Raw genomic sequence first — 18,748 nt, forward strand, 5'->3', positions numbered from 1 at the left:
GGCCCGGGCCCGCGAGGCGCGGGCCCGGACCGGTCAGTGGTGCGGGTGGCTCACTCGCAGGGGTCGAGCTCCGGGAAATCCGGGGTCTCGACACCGGAGGCGCCCAGGTTGGCCTCGAAGGCCTCGGCCCACGTGCCGTCCTCGTTGGCCTTCTCGAGCGTGTCATTGATCCACTGGCACATCTCGGGGTAGTCCTTCGAGTAGCCGACGCCGATGCGCTCCTCGGAGAACGGGTCGCCGACGACCTTGAGCTGGCCCTCGTTCTGCGCGGCGTACCCCGCGAGGATCGTGCCGTCTGTCGTCATCGCCTCCACGGTGCCGTCGAGCACCTTGTCGACGCACTGGCTGTAGGTGTCGAAGCCGACCGGCTTCATGCCCTGCGCCTTGGCGTTCTCGAGCGATGTCGACCCGGTCACCGAGCAGACCTCCTTGCCCTGCAGGTCCTCGGGGCCCTCGGCGTCCGAGTCCTCCGGCACCAGCAGCTGCTGACCGGTGAGCATGTAGGGACCCGTCTGGCCGACGACCTGGCGGCGCTCGTCGGTGATGGAGTACGACGCCAGCACGAGGTCGACCTTGCCCTCCTGGAGGAAGGGCTCGCGGTTGTCGGAGATCGTCTCGACGTACTTCACCTTCGACGTGTCGTCGGGGTCGATGCCGAGGCTGGCGACGAGGATCTTCGCGATGTCGACGTCGAAGCCCGTCGGCATGTCGGAGCCGGTCTCGTTGAAGCCGAGGCCGGGCTGGTCGAACTTCACGCCGACGTTGATGGTGCCGGCGTCGGCGATCTCCTTCATCCGGGTGCCGTCGTCGAAGCTGGAGGCAGCGTTCTCGTCGGCTTGGACGTCGACGCCCTCCGAGTCCTCACCGGCGTTGCCGCAGGCAGCGAGTGACAGGGCCAACCCCGCCGTGGCGATGACCGCCTTGGTCCTGGTGAATCTCATCCTTGCTCTCCTTCTGTCGGCGGCCCGAGAGGCCGTCTGGGGGTGTCTGGGGATGGGACGTGCTGTGTTCCCGAGTCTGTGGGTGCCGAGGTGGGGCGTCAGTGCTTGAGGATCTTGCCGAGGAAGTCCTTGGCCCGGTCCGAGGTCGGGTGGGTGAAGAACTCCTCCGGGGTGTTCTCCTCCACGATCGCCCCGTCGGCCATGAACACGACGCGGTGCGCGGCCGTGCGCGCGAAGCCCATCTCGTGGGTGACCACGATCATCGTCATGCCCTGCTCGGCGAGGTCGACCATGACGTCGAGGACCTCCTTGATCATCTCCGGGTCGAGGGCCGAGGTCGGCTCGTCGAAGAGCATCACCTTCGGCTCCATCGCCAGGGCGCGGGCGATCGCGACGCGCTGTTGTTGGCCGCCGGAGAGCTGGGCGGGGTACTTCTCGGCCTGGTGGCCGACGCCGACGCGGTCGAGCAGCTCGCGCGCCTTCCTCTCCGCCTCGTCCCTCTTCATCCCGCGCACCTTGATCGGGCCGAGGGTGACGTTCTCGAGGATCGTCTTGTGGGCGAAGAGGTTGAAGCTCTGGAAGACCATGCCGACCTCGGCGCGGAGCGCGGCGAGCGCCTTGCCCTCCTGCGGCAGCGGCTGGCCGTCGAGGGTGATCGTGCCCTCGTCGATGGTCTCGAGCCGGTTGATCGTGCGGCACAGCGTGGACTTGCCGGAGCCGGAGGGCCCGATCACCACGACGACCTCGCCGCGGTTGACAGTGAGGTCGATGTCCTTCAGAGCGTGCAGCTGCCCGAAGTGCTTCTGCACGTCGCTCAGCACCACGAGCGGCTCGCCCCGACTGGCCGTGACGGATCCCGATTCCTGCGCGGTCATAGGCGCAACCTATCGGCAGGTGGTCCTTCCGGGCCATCGGGCATGGCCCGAACGGGCCATCACAGAGTGGTGACGATTCCTGCCTCGGGGTCCCACCGGCGCAGCTCGGTGACGGTCATCACGACGTCGTCGTGGCCGACCACCTCGAGCGCGGCAGGTACGTCGTCCCGGCGCATCCGCCGCGCCAGCGTGACGTGCGGCAGCCAGCCGTCGTGCTGCACGTCGGCCACCTCGGACCGCAGGTCGAGCACGGCGCGAACCAGGCCGTCGGGCACGTCGAGGAGCCGGACCAGCGACACCTTCGCCCCACCCAGCAGCCCGATCGCACCGGCCCGCACCTGGACGGGGAGGAGCGAGGCGACGAGCTCGCGGGCCCGCTGCTCGTCAGCAGCAGCCAGCGCCGGTGCCGCGACCACTGTGACGTGCGGGCTGTTGGTGGTGCCGCGGTGGTCGAGCTGGGACGGCAGCCCGGCGTCGTGCAACGCCTGCCAGTCGCGGCGTACGGCCTCGCACCCGTCAGCGTCCGGCAGCAGCTCGATCGCGTGCATCCGGGGCATGCGTCCGAGACTAGGTGGCGGTCCCCGATGAGCCGTCCAGGTCCGTGGTGTGCGTCGAGACGAGCTCGGCCTCGGACGCGCCGCGCGGGCGTGGGACGAGCACCACGTGCTCGACCACCGCGAGGAGCGCGTAGTCCGACGTGGCCGGCGAGCGCACCACCTCGGTGCGCGGCAACGACACCCCGCGCTGCTCACGGTGGCGCTCCTGGCCGTCCACGCAGTAGACGCGCTCCCACGCCGTCCACTCGCACGAGTAGACGTGCGACCCGGCACCCATCACGCACCGCCAGCCGCGACGCGTCGTCCGACCGTCGTGCGCGTGGACACCCGCGACGTGGCGTCGAAGACCCGGACCCAGTCGACCTGGGCGGTGTCGTCGAGCTCGTCCGGCGTGAGCTCGGCGAGCTCGTAGTCGGAGGTCAGCGCCGAGAGGACCCACTGCTGGGCCTGCGACACGTCGCGCCGCTCCCGGTAGTACTCGCGTCCGTCGACCCGGAAGACGTACTCCTTCGCGGTCCACTCGACGGAGAACACGTGGAACTCGTCCCACCACGAGCGGTCACCGTCGAGCGCCTTGCGTGCCTCGGGGAACAACCCGCCCCGGCTCACCTTGTCCCACCCGGCCTCGTAGTGGTGCACGCCGGAGGCGATCGTCTCGCTCCCGCGGCCGTTCTCGCCGAAGAACTCCACGACGTCGATCTCGGCACCGGCGGCAGGATCGCCGTCGGCGTACGTCGTGCCGACCGGCAGCATCCAGAAGCCGGCGTGCAGGCCCTTCGCCTGCTGGAACCTCATCCGGGCCGCCACGATCCCGTGCCGGAACGACCGGGTGAACTCGGTCGAGACCTGGGAGTTGAGCAGGTAGGGGCTGGTGCCCGGAGCGCCGCCCCACGTGTAGGAGCACGAGGTGCCGAGGCGATCGGGGTCGACGCCGATCCCGAGGTGCAGGAGGCCGTCCGCGACGTGGCGCACGGAGCCGTCGACGCGTGCGCAGGTCCGCGGCGCGTAGACCGACTCGTGCTCGCGCTGCTGGTCGTTCCACACGGAGGTGTCGAGCGCGGTGCCGTCGAAGTCGTCGGCGAACTCGGTGCGCCACCGCTTCAGGCGGACGGTGCCGCTGAGCCAGGTGCGGCCCCGGCCCGTCGTGCGGGCGCGGTACGTCCCGGGGCGCGGCGCGAAGGCCGCGGATCCCCACGCGTCCTCGACCGCGCGACCGACGCGCCTCCACTCGCCGCGGGTGCGCCGCTCGAGCGTGACCACCCGCCCCGGTGAGGCAGGCGTGAAGCGGGCGACGACGCTGCCCGCGTCGGACGGATCCGCGGGCCTGGTGCCCGGCTGCACGATCGCCGGCAACGCAGTGAGCGTGCCGCGGACCTGCTTCGGCGGGGCCGCCCGTCCCTCCCCGGCGTGGGCCGGAGACGGTGCTGCGAGCAGGACGAGTGCGAGGAGTGCGGAGACGGAGCTGGAGCCGTGAAGTGGTGACGTCATGGTTCCCCCGGACAACGGTCGTGTTGTTACCGTTCTGTGGAGAAAACGTTAAGAATCAGTAGGAGTTACGGCCAGGCTTCGCCATACCTTCCCCGGCGGTCGCCGCTTGCCTCGTCCGGAGGGCCGGGTCACCTCGTCGTACGGCGTCCGCTCGTGGTGCGCGTCGACGTGGTCGACCCGGCGTCGAACACGCGCACCCAGTCGACCTGCGCGGTGTCGCTCATCTCGTTGGGCGTGAGCTCGGCGAGCTCGTAGTCGGAGGTCAGGTTCGACAGCACGAGGTACTGCTGGGCCTGGGAGACCGCGGTCTGCTCGCGGTAGTACTCGCGGCCGTCGACGCGGAAGACGTACTCCGTCGGCGTCCACTCGACCGAGAACACGTGGAACTCGTCCCACCAGCTGCGGCCCTTGCCCAGCACCTCGCGCGTCTCCGGGAAGACGTCGCCGAGGCTGACCTTGCTCCAGCCCGGCTCGTAGTAGTGGATGTGGGAGCCGATCGCGTCCTTGCCGCGGCCGGCCTCGCCGAAGAACTCCATCACGTCGATCTCGGTGCCGCCGGACGGGTCGCCGTCGACGTACGTCGTGCCTTCGGGCAGCAGCCAGAAGGCCGAGTGCATGCCCTTGGCGCGCTGCGGCTTGATGCGCGCGGCGAAGATGCCGTGGCGGAACGAGCGGGTGAGCTCGGTCGCGACCTGCGAGTTGACCATGTACGGGCTGGTGCCCGGGCCGCGCTTGGTGGTGTAGGAGCACGACATCCCCACGCGCTCGGGGTCGAGGGCGACACCGAGCTGGAGCACCCCTCCCTCGACGCGACGGGCCCAGGGATCGGTGCGGGCGCAGGTGCGCGGGGCGTAGACGCTCTCGTGCTCGCGGCGCTGGTCGTTCCACTTCGTGGGGTCCAGCGTGCTGCCGGAGAAGGTGTCCTCGAAGGTCGGCTGCCAGGCGGTGGTGGTCACCGTCCCGGTCACCCAGTAGCGGTCGGTGGTGGTCGTGCGTGCGCGGTAGGTGCCGGGAGCGGGGGAGAAGGCGACCGTGCCGCTGGCGTCCTCCGGGCCCGAGGCGACCGCCTTCCAGCCGGCGCGGGTCTGGCGCTCGAGGACGACCTTCCGGCCGGGGTCGGCGGGGGAGAACGTGGCGACCAGGCTGCCGTTGCGCTCCGGAGCGGCCGGGGACGTGCCGGGCTGCGCGATCGGCGGGAGGGCGGCGAGGGTGCCGCGCACGGCCTTCTTGCGCGCCGGCCTGCTCGGGTGCTTGTCGGCGTGCTTGCCCCCACGCTGGGTGCCGTGCTTGCTCCCGTGCGTCTTCCCGTGCTTGCTGCTGTGGTTCGCACGGTGGTCGCCGGCTGTCGTCTCGCTGCCGTGCGCGGCCTGCGCCGGAGACGGGGCCAGCGAGGCGACCATGCTGATGGCCAGGACGATCGACGCCAGGGCGACGACCCGCGCAGCCCGGGCGGGAAGGGCGAAAACTCCGTGTGATTGCATCCGTGCACTCCCAGCGTCGACGGCAACACGCTGTGGGCCCACGTCCGTGTGGATCTCGTGTTACCGCATTGTTCCTCTGAGGGAGAATCTGAGGGTTTCTGCGAAGGAAATATGGGAGAAATGGGGTTTTCGGTCCCTAAGAATCACTCGGAGTAGTCACAACGGGCCATGCGAGCGTCGTGATTGCCGCCGTGGGAGGGCTCGCCCGTACGCTGGTGCGGTCATGAGCGCCGCAGTTCCCTCCGCCCGCACCTACGAGGTCAAGACCCACGGGTGCCAGATGAACGTCCACGACTCCGAGCGCCTCGCGGGGCTGCTGGAGGACGCCGGGTATGTCCGCGCGACGGCCGGGCAGGCCGACGTCGTCGTCCTCAACACGTGCGCCGTACGGGAGAACGCGGACAACAAGCTCTACGGCAACCTCGGCCAGCTCGCCTCGGTCAAGGCCGCGACGCCCGGCATGCAGATCGCCGTCGGCGGCTGCCTGGCGCAGAAGGACCGCGAGTCGATCACGACGCGTGCCCCGTGGGTCGACGTCGTCTTCGGCACCCACAACATCGGGTCCCTGCCGGTGCTCCTCGAGCGGGCGCGCATCGCCGAGGAGGCGCAGGTCGAGATCCTCGAGTCGCTGTCCGTCTTCCCCTCGACGCTGCCGACGCGGCGCGAGTCGGCGTACGCCGCCTGGGTGTCGGTGTCGGTCGGGTGCAACAACACCTGCACCTTCTGCATCGTCCCGGCGCTGCGAGGCAAGGAGAAGGACCGCCGCCCCGGCGAGATCCTGGCCGAGGTCGAGGCGCTGGTCGCCGAGGGCGTCACCGAGGTCACGCTCCTGGGCCAGAACGTCAACGCCTACGGCGTCGAGTTCGGCGACCGGCAGGCGTTCTCCAAGCTGCTGCGCGCCTGCGGGGACATCGAGGGCCTCGAGCGGGTGCGCTTCACCTCGCCGCACCCGGCGGAGTTCACCGACGACGTGATCGAGGCGATGGCGTCCACCCCCAACGTGATGCCGTCCCTGCACATGCCCCTGCAGTCCGGCTCGGACAAGGTGCTGCGCGACATGCGCCGGTCCTACCGGCAGTCCCGCTACCTCGGGATCATCGAGCGCGTGCGGGCCGCGATCCCGGACGCGGCGATCACGACCGACATCATCGTCGGTTTCCCCGGCGAGACCGAGGAGGACTTCCAGGCCACGCTGGACGTCGTGCGGGCGGCGCGCTTCTCGTCGGCCTTCACCTTCCAGTACTCCAAGCGCCCCGGCACCCCTGCCGCCGTCCTCGAGGACCAGGTGCCCGCCGACGTGGTCAAGGACCGCTACCTGCGCCTCGCCGCCGTCGTCGACGAGATCGCGTGGGAGGAGAACAAGGCGCTCGTCGGCCGCACGCTCGAGCTGATGGTCTCCGAGGGCGAGGGCCGCAAGGACGCCGCGACCGCCCGCCTCTCCGGCCGCGCGCCCGACAACCGGCTGGTGCACTTCTCCGTCTCGGGCCACGCGCCCACCGACCTCCCGCGCCCCGGCGACATGGTCACCGTCGAGGTGACGTACGCCGCCCCGCACCACCTCGTGGCCGACGGCCCGGTCCTCGCGGTCCGGCGTACGCGCGCCGGCGACGCGTGGGAGCGCCGAACGGCCGCCCCGCCCGCCACCCCCTCCGTCGGGCTCGGCATGCCCACGATCGGCGTCCCGGCGCCCCTCCCGGGCGCCCCCGCCTGCGGCTGACCGCTCGGATGGAGTCACCGGGTACCCGGTGACTCCATCCTGATCGTGGAGCTTCCGAGCCACCAGGTGACTCGGATCTTCCACGCTCCGGTTGTCCACAGGGCGCCCCGCGAGGGTCGCGCGACGGCGTGTCCGCCGTCGATCGTCGAGGGATGGATCTCCTTGCCGAGCTGCTCGCCGCCCAAGACGGCGTCGTCTCGCGCGCCCAGGCGCTGCGCGCCGGCCTCGAGCCGCACGACGTACGTCGACTCGTTCGCCGCCGCGACTTGACCCCGATGCACCCGGGCGTCCTCGTCGACCACACCGGTGACCCGACATGGGTGCAACGGGCATGGGGTGCGGTCCTCGCCTGCGCGACGCCCGGAGCGATCTCGGGCAGCGATCTGGCCGCCGCGTTGGCAGGCGCCTCCGCGATGCGAGCGGCTGACGGCCCGGGCAGGGCGGAAGCGAACGCGGCACCGATCGTGGTCGCCATCCCTCGTGAGCGCCGGGTCGTGGCGCCAACAGGCGTGAGGGTCGTCCGGACGTACGGACTCGACGAGCGCGTGCGATGGAACCTCGGTCCGCCCCGCATGGCGTACGACCACGCAGCCCTCGACGTCGCGATGGAGGCGCGGAGCGACTTCGACGCCATCGGTGCGGTGTCACGTGCCGTGCAGAGCCGACACACCACGGCGCTGCGGATGATGGCGACCCTCGCGGAGAGGAAGCGCGCTCGACGGCGCGAGTTCTTGGAGGATGTCCTCAGGGACGTGGCGACCGGCACCTGCTCGGTCCTCGAGCACGGCTTCCTGACGTTGGTCGAGCGCCCACACGGTCTGCCCGCCGCCGAGCGACAGCTACGGGTGGGGACGGCCAGCGGAATTGTCTACCGCGACGCGTCGTACGGCGAACGGCTCGTCGAGCTGGACGGCCGGCTGTGGCACGACACCGCCCTGCAGCGGGACAAGGACTTCGAGCGTGATCTCGATGCCGCTGTCGCCGGGATGGGAACCGTGCGACTGACGTGGGGCCAGGTCTTCGACCGTCCTTGCTCGACGGCGGCGAAGCTCTCACGCCTGCTGGTGCTGGACGGTTGGCCGCCGGCCCGCCCCTGTGCATCTGGCTGCGCAGTGGCCGACGCCGCCTGAGCCAGATCGTGGAAGACCCGAGCCGCTAGGTGGCTCAGATCTTCCACTGTCTCCGCCGAGTCACCCGATAGCCGGTGACTCCGACGACAGAAAGGTCAGGCGGGAGGCTCGGGAGAGCCGTCCTCGGCCTCCTGGCCGGCCTCGGGAGCGTCGTCGCCGGAGGCGGGCGTGCCCGCCTCGTGGTCGTCGGCCTCGCCCTCGGGGGCCTGCGGCTTGTCGTCGGGCTGGGAGATCTCGTCGGGCATCGCGTCGTCGACGGCGGGGTTGTCGTCGGGGTTCAGGTCGCGGCCCAGGCCGTTGTCGGCCGGGTCCTCCTCGATCGCGTCGACACCGCCGGGCACCAGCTCCGGCTCCTCGGTGACGGGCGTCGGCATCGGGCTCAGGTCGTCGTTGCTCATCGGTTCCCTCCATGGGTGATCTCCTTCGATCGTGCCGCGGCGCTGCCTGCTCGACCACCCCCGAGGGGTGAGAGGGGTCAGAAACCGAAGGTCAGGTAGACCTCACCCGTACCCAGCTGCGAGAGGGCGTACGCCTCGTGCGGCACCATCGGCTCGGGCAGCGCGGAGATCGGGAACCAGTCGATCCGCGCCGCCTTGTGCGCCTCGACGACGCGCGGCGTCCCGGTCCACGACCGGGCTGTGAACATCCAGTCCACACGCTCGTCGATGGCGTCGGCGTGCTGCGTGCGCTGCATGGTGAACTGGAGCGACAGGTCGACGTCGGTGATGCCGAGCTCCTCGAGCGCCTCGCGGCGCGCGGCGTCGTACGCCGTCTCGCCCCGCTCGATGTGCCCGGCCGCGGCGGCTGCCCAGTGGCCGTCCATGTAGGGCGTGCCCTGGCGCAGCTGGAGCAGCACCTCGGTCCCGGCGTCTCCCTCGCGGAGGAGGTAGACGTAGGACGCGGGGACGAGGACGAAGCGGTCGGTCACGCGGCCGACCCTAGGACGACCGGCGTCAGGGGCGGTCGGTGCCCTCGTCGCGCAGCGGGTCGCCGTGGTTCTTGGCGGGCCCGGGGCCGATGTCGTCGTTCTTGCCGTCGAGGTTGTCGAGGGCGTCGCGCGCCTTGCTCGTCGCCTGACCGATCTTGTCGGCGTGCTTGCCGCCGGTCTTCTCGTTGGCGAACGCGCCGGCCTTGTCGATCCCCTGGGCGATCTTGTCGCCGTGCTGGTCGACCGCCTCGGTGAGCTTGGCCTTGGCCTTGTCCAGGAAACTCATCAGGTCCTCCTCGAGGAGCGCCGGCCCACCCGGACAGGTGAGGACTCCGGCGATCCCGAGCCTAGCGAGGCAGGGACAATGAGCCCATGCCCCAGCCGATCGTCGCCCTCGTCGGCGCGACCGCATCCGGCAAGACCGGGCTGAGCCTCGACCTCGCCGAGCGGTTGGGCGGGGAGGTGGTCAACACCGACGCGATGCAGGTCTACCGCGGCATGGACGTCGGTACGGCGAAGCTGCCGCCCGCCGAGCGCCGCGGCATCCCGCACCACCTGCTCGACCTCCTCGACGTCACCGAGCCGGCCACGGTCGCGCTGTTCCAGGGCTGGGCACGCGACGCGATCGCCGACATCCGGCGCCGGGACGCTACGCCGGTCCTCGTCGGCGGCTCCGCGCTCTACACCCGCGCGATCGTCGACCGGTTCGAGTTCCCCGGTACCGACGACTCCCTGCGGCGTGAGCTCGAGGCCGAGCTCACGCGCATCGGCAGCCACGCCCTCCACGACCGGCTCGCCGGCGTGGATCCCGAGGCCGCGGCGCAGATCCAGCCCGACAACGGGCGTCGCGTCGTCCGGGCGCTCGAGGTCGTCGCGCTCACCGGCCGGCCGTTCAGCGCCAGCCTCCCGCGCCTGGAGTACGTCGACCCGCTGACCGTGCAGATCGGTGTCGACATCGACCGGCCGACGCTCGACGAGCGGATCGCCCGGCGGGTGGACGAGATGTTCGCGACGGGGCTCGTCGAGGAGGTCGAGGCGCTCCTGGCCCAGGGCCTCGCCGAGGTTCGTACCGCCAACCGCGCCATCGGCTACCGCGAGGTGGTCGGCTTCCTCGCCGGCGACCGGACGCTCGCCGAGGCGGTCGAGCAGACCAAGACCGCCACGCGTCGCTTCGCGCGCCGCCAGGACGCGTGGTTCCGCAAGGACCCGCGCATCGTCTGGGTCGCCCACGACGACCCGGACCGGGTCGAGAAGGCGGTCCGGGCCCTGCCGGAGACCTGACGACGAGGATCAAGCCCGGTGTCGGTGGCCGGTGCCATGGTGGATCGATGGCGACGATCTACTACACCGGCTGCACCCTCGACGGCTTCATCGCGACCGACGACCACTCGCTCGACTGGCTGACCTCGCGCGACATCGACCAGGACGGGCCGATGGCCTACCCGGCCTTCAGCGAGCGGATCGGCGCGTGCGCGATGGGCGCCAACACGTGGCAGTGGATCCTCGACCACGACGAGGACCCGTGGGGCCCGAAGCCGACGTGGGTGGTCACCCACCGGGAGTTCGCACCGTTCCAGCAGGTGCGGTTCACCGACGCCGAGGTCGCCGCCGTCCACGCCGAGATGACGGAGGTGGCCGACGGGAAGGACCTCTGGGTGGTCGGCGGTGGCGAGCTGGTCGGGCAGTTCCACGACGCAGGGCTGCTGGACGAGGTCTGGGTCCAGTACGCCCCCGTGACTGTCGGCAGCGGAGCGCCCGTGCTGCCGCGCCACGTCGAGCTGCGGCTGGAGGAGGTCGCGCGCAACCGCGACTTCATGTGCGGGCGCTACTCCGTCGTCCGCTGAGCCGACACCCTCGCGAGGACGTGGACACGACCTGCCGCCTCGGGGCAGGGTGGACGGACGATCTCGTCTCGGGAGGACTCCCCATGCACCTGCGTACGTCCCTCGCCGCCGTCACCGCGACCGGCCTCATCTCCGGGCTCGTGCTCGCGACCCCGCTCGGCGCGACCGCGGCCCAGCCGCCCGGCGGCGCCGACCCCCGCCCCACGACCAAGGCGCCCACGGCCATCGGCAAGGGCGGGGCGGTCACGACCGTCGACCCGGAGGCCAGTGCGGCTGGCCTCAAGGTCCTGAAGGCCGGCGGCAACGCGGTCGACGCCGCGGTCGCCGCGGCCGCCACCCTGGGGGTGACCGAGCCCTACAGCGCCGGCATCGGCGGCGGTGGCTACTTCGTCTACTACAACGCCAAGACCGGCAAGGTCCGCACGATCGACGGCCGCGAGACCGCTCCCAGCAAGATGCCGCAGGACGCCTTCATCGACCCGGCGACCGGCAAGCCCTACAACTTCACGCCCGAGCTGGTCACCAGCGGCGTCAGCGTCGGCACCCCCGGCACCCTCGCGACCTGGGACAAGGCACTGGCCAACTGGGGCACCTGGTCGCTCGGTGAGGCCCTCGCCCCGGCCACCAAGGTCGCCACGCGCGGCTTCAAGGTCGACGAGACCTTCCGCCAGCAGACCCTCGACAACGAGGAGCGCTTCCGCGCCTTCAAGGACACGAAGAAGCTGTTCCTGCGCGGCGGTGACGCGCCTGCCGTCGGCTCGATCTTCCGCAACCCGGACCTCGCCGCGACCTACCGGACGATCGCCGAGAAGGGCACGTCCGCTTTCTACCGCGGCCCGCTCGCGCGGCTGATGTCCGACGTCGTCCGCAAGCCGCGCACCACCAAGAACACCAAGCTCCCGACGCCCAAGGGCTACCTCACGCCGCGTGACCTGCGCGACTACAAGGTCCGCTCGCAGCGCGCGACGAAGATCAGCTACCGCGGCCACGACGTCTACGGCATGGCGCCCTCCTCGTCGGGCGGCACCACCGTCGGCGAGGCGCTCAACATCCTCGAGCGCTACGACCTGTCGAAGATGACCACCGAGCAGGCCCTCCACCACTACCTCGAGGCGAGCGCGCTGGCCTTCGCCGACCGCGGCAAGTACGTCGGCGACCCGGCCTTCGTCGACGTGCCGGTCAAGCGGCTGCTCGACGACAAGTTCGCCGCCGAGCGTGCCTGCTCGCTCGACCCCGCCAGGGCCGCGAAGAAGCCGGTCGCCGCCGGTGACGTGACGTCGTACGACGGCGTGTGCGGTCCCGCGAGCGCGAAGGGCACCACCGACACCGACACCGAGAACATCTCCACCACCAACCTCACGGTGGCCGACAAGTGGGGCAACGTCGTGGAGTACACCCTCACGATCGAGCAGACCGGCGGCTCCGGGATCACCGTCCCCGGCCACGGCTTCCTGCTCAACAACGAGCTGACCGACTTCTCGACGGTGTACGACGCCGCGGACCCCAACCGGATCCAGCCGGGCAAGCGGCCGCGCAGCTCCATGTCGCCGACGATCGTGCTGAAGGACGGCAAGCCGTTCCTGGCCCTGGGCTCGCCCGGTGGCTCGACGATCATCACGACCGTCCTGCAGATGCTCGTCAACCGGATCGACCTCGGCATGACCATCGAGGAGGCCATCGCCGCGCCCCGCGCCAGCCAGCGCAACACCGCGAGCGTCACCGCCGAGCCCGCCTTCATCGACGCCTACGGCCCCGCGCTCACCGCGCTGGGCCACACCCTCGCTCCGGCCGGTGACGCCTTCACCAGCGCCGCCGAGATCGGGGCGGCGACGGCGATCGAGTTCGGCCCGGGCAAGCGGCTGACCGCCGTCGCCGAGCCCAGCCGGCGCGGCAAGGGGGCGGCGAAGGTGGTCGACCCGCAGTAGACCCGACCCTCGCTGGTCGAGGTCCGACCTTTCTCGCTGGTTGAGGTGCGAGCGCAGCGAGCCTCGAAACCACGCAGGTTTCGAGGCTCGGGCGCGGGGCGCCCTCGCACCTCAACCAGCGATGGGCTGCGGGTGCCACAATTGAGCGGTGAGCTACCCCTTCCTCAAGGGCCACGGCACGGAGAACGACTTCGTGGTGCTGCCCGACGCCGACGGCACGGTGCACGGCGACCTGTCCGCGGACCGGGTGCGCGCGCTCTGCGACCGGCGTGCCGGCATCGGCGGCGACGGGGTGCTGCGGGCGGTGCGCCGCGACGGTGACTGGTTCATGGACTACCGCAACGCCGACGGCTCGGTCAGCGAGATGTGCGGCAACGGCATCCGCGTCTTCGCGCGCTACCTGCACGAGCGCGAGGGCGAGCCGTTCCCGATGAAGATCCAGACCCGCGACGGCATCAAGGTCGTCGACCGCACCGGCGACGACTACACCGCCGACCTCGGCTCGCCCGAGGTGTTCGGCGAGACCCACGTGACGGTCATGGGTACGACGTTCGCGGCCCGCCACGTCTCGATGGGCAACCCGCACGCGGTCGCCTTCGTCGACAACCTGGCCCAAGCCGGCCCGCTGCTCGAGGAGCCCGAGCACGACGACGCGGTCTACCCCGACGGCGTCAACGTCGAGTTCGTCGTCCGTCGCGGCGAGCACCACGTCGCGATGCGGGTGCACGAGCGCGGCTCGGGGGAGACCCGGTCCTGCGGCACCGGCGCGTGCGCGGTCGCGGTGGCAACGTCGCTGGTCGACGACGCGCCCCGCGGGACGCCGTACCGCGTGGACGTGCCCGGCGGCACCCTCACCATCACCTGGACCGAGGACGACCGCGTCCTGCTGACCGGCCCCGCCGTCCTCGTCGCGGAGGGTCTCACCGACCTCTGAGGTCGAGTGCCGTCGCGGCACCATCCGCTGCGGAGCCGCGCACCCGACCTCTCTAGGATCCGAGGCATGGACATCACCGGATCCACCGCCATCGTCACCGGCGGCGCGAGCGGCATCGGCGCCGCCGTCGCGCGCGCCCTCGCCGCCAAGGGAGCGGTCGTGGTCGTTGCCGACCTCAACGCCGAGAAGGGCGAGGCGCTGGCCTCCGAGATCGGCGGCGTGTTCGCGGCCGTCGACGTCACGAAGACCGAGCAGGTCGCCGCCGCCGTCGAGGCGGCGGCCGAGATCGCGCCGCTGCGCGCGTGCGTCAACTCAGCCGGCATCGGCTGGGCGCAGCGCACGATCGGCCGCGACGGGCTGCTCGAGCAGGCACACGACCTCGACGCCTTCCGCAAGGTCGTCGAGATCAACCTCATCGGCACCTTCGACATGACCCGCCAGGCCGCGACCGTGATGAGCCGCAACGAGCCCGACGAGGACGGCCAGCGCGGGGCCATCGTCAACCTCGCCTCCGTCGCCGCCTTCGACGGCCAGATCGGCCAGGCCTCCTACTCGGCCTCCAAGGGCGGCGTCGTCGGGATGACCCTCCCGGTCGCGCGCGACCTGTCGGCCGCCGGCATCCGGCTCAACACCGTCGCGCCGGGTCTGATCGACACCCCGATCTACGACGCGTTCCCCGACCCTGAGCAGTTCAAGGCGAACCTCGGCCAGAACGTGCTGTTCCCCAAGCGCCTCGGCCGCGCCGAGGAGCTCGCCAGCATGGTCGTGGAGTGCCTCACGAACTCCTACATGAACGGCGAGACCATCCGCGTCGACGGCGGCATCCGGATGCCACCGAAGTAGCCGGGGTCGTACGCCCGTGGCGAAAGCGTTCGCGCTCGGCGGCACCCCGACCTACGCTTGAAGGCATATGACGAACGCACCTGACTTCAACCTCAAGGACGCCCTCGACGCCACCCGCGGCTGGGACGACGACTCGATCGAGCTCGACGACGACCTCCTCGACACCGACGACGCTGACGCCGACTCCGAGTGGGGCAGCGAGTCCGGCTACGCCGACGAGGCGTACGACGACGAGCCGGACCCCGAGGAGCTGACGGTCGGCGCGCAGGAGCTCGCCGAGCGCCACGCGCTGCGCCGGGTCGCCGCGCTGCGCACCGAGCTCGAGGACATCACCGAGGTCGAGTACCGCCAGCTCCGCCTCGAGAAGGTCGTGCTTGTCGGCGTGTGGACCGAGGGGTCCGTCGCCGACGCCGAGAACTCGATGGCCGAGCTCGCCGCGCTCGCCGAGACCGCCGGCTCCGAGGTCCTCGAGGCCGTCTTCCAGCGCCGCCAGTCGCCCGACCCGGCGACCTTCATCGGCCGCGGCAAGGTCGAGGCGATCCGCGAGATCGTCCAGGCGACCGGCGCCGACACCGTGATCTGCGACGGCGAGCTCGCGCCCAGTCAGCTGCGCAACCTCGAGGACCGGATCAAGGTCAAGGTCGTCGACCGCACCGCGCTGATCCTCGACATCTTCGCCCAGCACGCGAAGTCCAAGGAGGGCCAGGCGCAGGTCGAGCTGGCGCAGCTGCAGTACATGAAGCAGCGCCTCCGCGGCTGGGGCGGCAACCTCTCGCGCCAGGCCGGTGGTCGTGCCGCCGGCGGCGACGGCATCGGTGGCCGCGGTCCGGGTGAGACCAAGATCGAGACCGACCGCCGCCGGATCAATACCAAGATCGCCAAGCTCCGCCGCGAGCTCAAGGAGATGCGCGGCACCCGCGACGTCAAGCGCCAGTCGCGCCGCCGCAACCACATCCCCAGCGTCGCGATCGCCGGCTACACCAACGCCGGCAAGTCCTCGCTCCTCAACCGGCTGACCGACGCCGGGGTGCTGGTGGAGGACGCGCTCTTCGCGACCCTCGACCCCACCACGCGGCGTACGACGACCGCTGACGGGCGCATCTACACGATGTCCGACACCGTCGGGTTCGTCCGGCACCTGCCGCACGGCCTGGTCGAGGCGTTCCGCTCGACGCTGGAGGAGGTCGCCGACTCCGACCTGCTGCTCCACGTCGTCGACGGCTCGCACCCCGACCCCGAGGGCCAGATCGCCGCGGTGCGCGAGGTGCTCGCCGAGATCAACGCGACGAAGGTCCCCGAGATCATCGTGATCAACAAGGCCGACGCCGCCGACCCGATGGTGATCAGCCGGCTGCGGGCGCGCGAGCCGCACAGCGTCGTCGTGAGCGCGAAGACAGGCGACGGCATCGAGGAGGCGCTGCGGACGATCGAGTCCGAGCTGCCCCGCCCGCAGGTCGAGTTCGACGTGCTGCTGCCCTACGAGCGCGGCGACCTGGTCAACCGGATCCACCAGGAGGCCGAGATCGGCTCGCTGGAGCACACCGGCGACGGCACGCTCGTCGTCGGGCGGGCCAACGCCGACCTCGCGAGCGAGCTGACGGCCTACGCCCGCTGACCTTTCCGGGCGTCGCGCGCGCGAGGGGCGTACAGTCGCCGAGGTTTGCGTCTCGGTGAATCGGAACTCTCGGTCGGATTCGTGCGTTGCACGGGTCCGGGTGGAGGATTCGGGCGTTCGTTGTCGATGAAGGAAGTAACTCGCGCATGTCACGTGGTGTCTGGATCCGCTTCTTCCTCGTGCTCGGCCTCTTGGTCGGGTGCCTGGCGCTGGCGATCAACGTCAAGCCCAACCTCGGTCTCGACCTCAAGGGTGGCGCGCAGTTCGTCTTCCAGGCGGAGGGCACCGACCAGACGCCGGCCAACGCCGAGAACGTCGACAAGACCCTGCAGGTGCTGCGCGGCCGCGTGGACGCCCTCGGTGTCGCCGAGTCCACGCTCGTGCGCCAGGGCCAGGACCGGATCCTCGTCGAGCTCCCGGGCGTCACGAGCGACAAGCAGGCGCAGGACGCCGAGGAGCGCATCGGCACCACCGCCAAGCTGACGGTCCACGAGGTCATCGCGACCGCCCAGCCCGACGCCAAGCCCACCAAGAAGGGCAACGAGATCCTGCCGTCCGACCAGGGCGACTCGCTCGAGATCGGCCCGACGGTCATCCAGGGCGACGAGATCACCGGCGCCAGCGCGGTCCAGCGCGACCAGAGCGTCGAGTGGGTCGTGGCGATCGACTTCAACGGCAAGGGTGGCGACACCTGGGCCGACATCACCGGCAAGGCCGCCTGCAACCCGTCGGGCGACCCCAAGCGCCGCATCGCGATCGTCCTCGACGGCGAGGTCATCTCCTCGCCCGAGGTCAACACCAGCGTCGGCTGCGACGTCGGCATCCGCGGCGGCTCCACCGACATCACCGGCAACTTCTCGCCGACCGACGCCAAGGACCTCGCCGCGCTCATCGAGGGCGGCTCGCTGCCCCTCGAGCTCAAGGCCATCTCCGACCGCCTCGTCGGCCCCTCGCTCGGCGCCGCGGCGATCGACGCCTCGATCGAGGCCGGCATCATCGGCATCGTCCTGACCGGCCTGTTCATCATCTTCGTCTACCGCCTGGTCGGCTTCGCCGCGACCATCGCGCTGGCGTCGTACGCGCTCCTGGCCTACGCCATGCTCGTCGGCCTCGGCTCGACACTGACGCTGCCCGGCCTCGCCGGGTTCGTGCTGGCGATCGGCATGGCGATCGACGCCAACGTCCTCGTCTTCGAGAGAGCGAGGGAGGAGTACGTCGCCTACCCGTCCGCCGGGCTCAGGCGGGCGCTGGCGGTCGGCTTCAACAAGGCGTGGAGCGCGATCATCGACTCCAACGTCACCACCCTCCTCGCCGCCGGACTGCTGTTCTTCCTCGGCTCGGGCCCGATCAAGGGCTTCGGTGTCACGCTGACCATCGGTGTCGTCGCCTCGATGGTGTCCGCGCTGATCATCGCCCGCGTGCTGTGCGACCTCGCCGTCGCCAACAAGCCGGTCGCCACCCACCCGGCCGTCAGCGGCCTGAGCCACCTCGGCAGGGTCCGCACCTGGCTGGACCGCAAGAACCCGCAGCTGGTCAAGCGTCGCAACACGTGGCTCAGCATCTCCGCCGCTGCGCTCGTCCTCGCGGTGACCGGCATCGCGACGCAGGGCCTGCAGCTCGGTGTCGAGTTCACCGGTGGCCGCCAGCTCGACTACTCGGTCAGCAACAAGATCTCCGTCGACCAGGCCCGCGAGGCCGTCGCAACCGCCGGCTTCCCGGAGGCGGTCGTGCAGACCGCCGACACGGGCGACACCGCCTTCACCGTCCGGACGAGCACGATCTCCAACGACGAGGAGCAGAAGATCGAGGCGGAGCTCGCCAAGGTCGGCGGCGACGTCACCAAGATCGACGACCAGACGATCGGCTCCTCGCTCGGCAAGGAGCTGCGCAACAACGCGCTCATCGCCTTCGGTGTCGCGTTCCTCGCCCAGCTGCTCTACCTCGCGGTCCGGTTCAAGTGGACCTTCGGCGTGGCGTCGGTGCTGGCGATGGTGCACGACGTGGTGCTCGTCGTCGGTCTCTTCGCGTGGCTCCACAAGCCGATCGACGGGATCTTCCTCGCCGCGGCCATGACCATCGTCGGTCTCTCCGTCAACGACACCGTCGTCGTCTTCGACCGCATCCGCGAGCGCTGGTGGGCCTCGAAGCCGGAGGACGACTTCAACGAGGTAGCCAACAAGGCGGCCGTCGAGACGATCCCGCGCACGGTCAACACCGGCCTCGGCGCGATGTTCATCCTCGCCGCGCTCGCCGTCCTCGGTGGCGACTCGCTCCAGGACTTCGCCATCGCGCTGCTCGTCGGCCTCGTCGTCGGAACCTTCTCCTCCGTCTTCGTCGCGACCCCGCTGCTCACCTACCTGCAGCCGAGGTACCCGATGTCGCGGGTCAAGAAGGAGAAGGTCCAGCGCGCACCCGAGGACTCCGGCGCCGTCGTCTGACCTGGCTCTTGCCCAGTGTAGGAGTCACCGCT

Annotated in this window: 18 protein-coding genes; 9 read left to right on the forward strand and 9 right to left on the reverse strand. The window is 70.8% G+C overall.

The genetic code is table 11. From position 1 onward, the window contains the following. Nucleotides 1-50: 50 nt before the first annotated feature. The 6 genes from L2K70_RS20905 to L2K70_RS02130 form a co-directional block, all read right to left on the reverse strand. Nucleotides 51-941, reverse strand: a complete 891-nt coding sequence (locus L2K70_RS20905) for a glutamate ABC transporter substrate-binding protein (protein ID WP_268930017.1) — start codon at nt 939-941, stop codon at nt 51-53. 98 nt (nt 942-1,039) lie between these two features. Then, the gene (locus L2K70_RS02110) at nt 1,040-1,816 is read right to left on the reverse strand and encodes an amino acid ABC transporter ATP-binding protein (protein ID WP_236398300.1); all 777 of its coding nucleotides are present in this window, start codon (nt 1,814-1,816) and stop codon (nt 1,040-1,042) included. 59 nt (nt 1,817-1,875) lie between these two features. Continuing rightward, nucleotides 1,876-2,373, reverse strand: coding sequence for a 2'-5' RNA ligase family protein (locus L2K70_RS02115; RefSeq protein WP_236398303.1), 498 nt, complete (start codon nt 2,371-2,373; stop codon nt 1,876-1,878). A 10-nt stretch (nt 2,374-2,383) separates the two neighbouring features. Beyond that, a complete protein-coding gene (locus L2K70_RS02120; protein ID WP_236398306.1) occupies nt 2,384-2,650 on the reverse strand; it encodes a hypothetical protein in 267 nt (88 codons plus the stop codon). Then, entirely contained in the window at nt 2,650-3,861 is a 1,212-nt protein-coding gene (locus L2K70_RS02125) for a glycoside hydrolase family 16 protein (RefSeq protein WP_236398309.1), read from the reverse strand. The genes L2K70_RS02120 and L2K70_RS02125 overlap by 1 nt, the downstream gene beginning before the upstream one ends. Before the next feature lie 128 nt (nt 3,862-3,989). Beyond that, nucleotides 3,990-5,342: a glycoside hydrolase family 16 protein gene (locus L2K70_RS02130; protein WP_236398312.1), complete on the reverse strand. Its 1,353-nt coding sequence runs from the start codon at nt 5,340-5,342 to the stop codon at nt 3,990-3,992. A 223-nt stretch (nt 5,343-5,565) separates the two neighbouring features. Between L2K70_RS02130 and miaB the strand changes: the two genes are divergently transcribed. Together miaB and L2K70_RS02140 are read left to right on the forward strand one after the other, a co-directional pair. Continuing rightward, nucleotides 5,566-7,059 carry a tRNA (N6-isopentenyl adenosine(37)-C2)-methylthiotransferase MiaB gene (gene miaB, locus L2K70_RS02135; RefSeq protein WP_236398315.1) on the forward strand — a complete coding sequence of 498 codons (1,494 nt, stop codon included), beginning with the start codon at nt 5,566-5,568 and terminating at the stop codon, nt 7,057-7,059. Nucleotides 7,060-7,211: 152 nt separating this feature from the next. Continuing rightward, on the forward strand, nt 7,212-8,189 hold the full coding sequence (locus tag L2K70_RS02140) for a type IV toxin-antitoxin system AbiEi family antitoxin domain-containing protein (RefSeq protein ID WP_236398318.1): 978 nt from the start codon (nt 7,212-7,214) through the stop codon (nt 8,187-8,189). A 95-nt stretch (nt 8,190-8,284) separates the two neighbouring features. Here the strand turns inward: L2K70_RS02140 and L2K70_RS02145 are convergent, their stop codons facing one another. The 3 genes from L2K70_RS02145 to L2K70_RS02155 form a co-directional block, all read right to left on the reverse strand. Continuing rightward, nucleotides 8,285-8,587 (reverse strand): hypothetical protein, encoded by a 303-nt coding sequence (locus tag L2K70_RS02145; RefSeq protein ID WP_236398321.1) that lies wholly within the window; start codon nt 8,585-8,587, stop codon nt 8,285-8,287. 77 nt (nt 8,588-8,664) lie between these two features. Continuing rightward, nucleotides 8,665-9,117, reverse strand: coding sequence for an NUDIX domain-containing protein (locus L2K70_RS02150; RefSeq protein WP_236398323.1), 453 nt, complete (start codon nt 9,115-9,117; stop codon nt 8,665-8,667). A 25-nt stretch (nt 9,118-9,142) separates the two neighbouring features. Beyond that, nucleotides 9,143-9,403 (reverse strand): antitoxin, encoded by a 261-nt coding sequence (locus L2K70_RS02155; RefSeq protein WP_236398325.1) that lies wholly within the window; start codon nt 9,401-9,403, stop codon nt 9,143-9,145. Nucleotides 9,404-9,489: 86 nt separating this feature from the next. Here L2K70_RS02155 and miaA point away from each other — a divergent pair, with 86 nt between their 5' ends. From miaA to secD, 7 genes are all read left to right on the forward strand, one after another. Beyond that, the gene (miaA, locus tag L2K70_RS02160) at nt 9,490-10,398 is read left to right on the forward strand and encodes a tRNA (adenosine(37)-N6)-dimethylallyltransferase MiaA (protein WP_236398328.1); all 909 of its coding nucleotides are present in this window, start codon (nt 9,490-9,492) and stop codon (nt 10,396-10,398) included. Between the two features lie 47 nt (nt 10,399-10,445). Then, nucleotides 10,446-10,961: a dihydrofolate reductase family protein gene (locus L2K70_RS02165; protein ID WP_236398331.1), complete on the forward strand. Its 516-nt coding sequence runs from the start codon at nt 10,446-10,448 to the stop codon at nt 10,959-10,961. A gap of 83 nt (nt 10,962-11,044) precedes the next feature. Further along, nucleotides 11,045-12,886: a gamma-glutamyltransferase gene (gene ggt, locus L2K70_RS02170; protein ID WP_236398333.1), complete on the forward strand. Its 1,842-nt coding sequence runs from the start codon at nt 11,045-11,047 to the stop codon at nt 12,884-12,886. 148 nt (nt 12,887-13,034) lie between these two features. Next, nucleotides 13,035-13,820, forward strand: coding sequence for a diaminopimelate epimerase (dapF, locus tag L2K70_RS02175; RefSeq protein ID WP_236398336.1), 786 nt, complete (start codon nt 13,035-13,037; stop codon nt 13,818-13,820). A 66-nt stretch (nt 13,821-13,886) separates the two neighbouring features. Further along, nucleotides 13,887-14,663: an SDR family oxidoreductase gene (locus L2K70_RS02180; RefSeq protein WP_236398339.1), complete on the forward strand. Its 777-nt coding sequence runs from the start codon at nt 13,887-13,889 to the stop codon at nt 14,661-14,663. 67 nt (nt 14,664-14,730) lie between these two features. Then, nucleotides 14,731-16,278, forward strand: a complete 1,548-nt coding sequence (gene hflX, locus L2K70_RS02185) for a GTPase HflX (protein WP_236398342.1) — start codon at nt 14,731-14,733, stop codon at nt 16,276-16,278. Between the two features lie 146 nt (nt 16,279-16,424). Then, nucleotides 16,425-18,716, forward strand: coding sequence for a protein translocase subunit SecD (gene secD / locus L2K70_RS02190; RefSeq protein ID WP_236398344.1), 2,292 nt, complete (start codon nt 16,425-16,427; stop codon nt 18,714-18,716). The last annotated feature ends 32 nt before the right edge of the window (nt 18,717-18,748 follow it).

This window comes from Nocardioides potassii (assembly GCF_021648885.1).
GTDB lineage: Bacteria > Actinomycetota > Actinomycetes > Propionibacteriales > Nocardioidaceae > Nocardioides > Nocardioides potassii.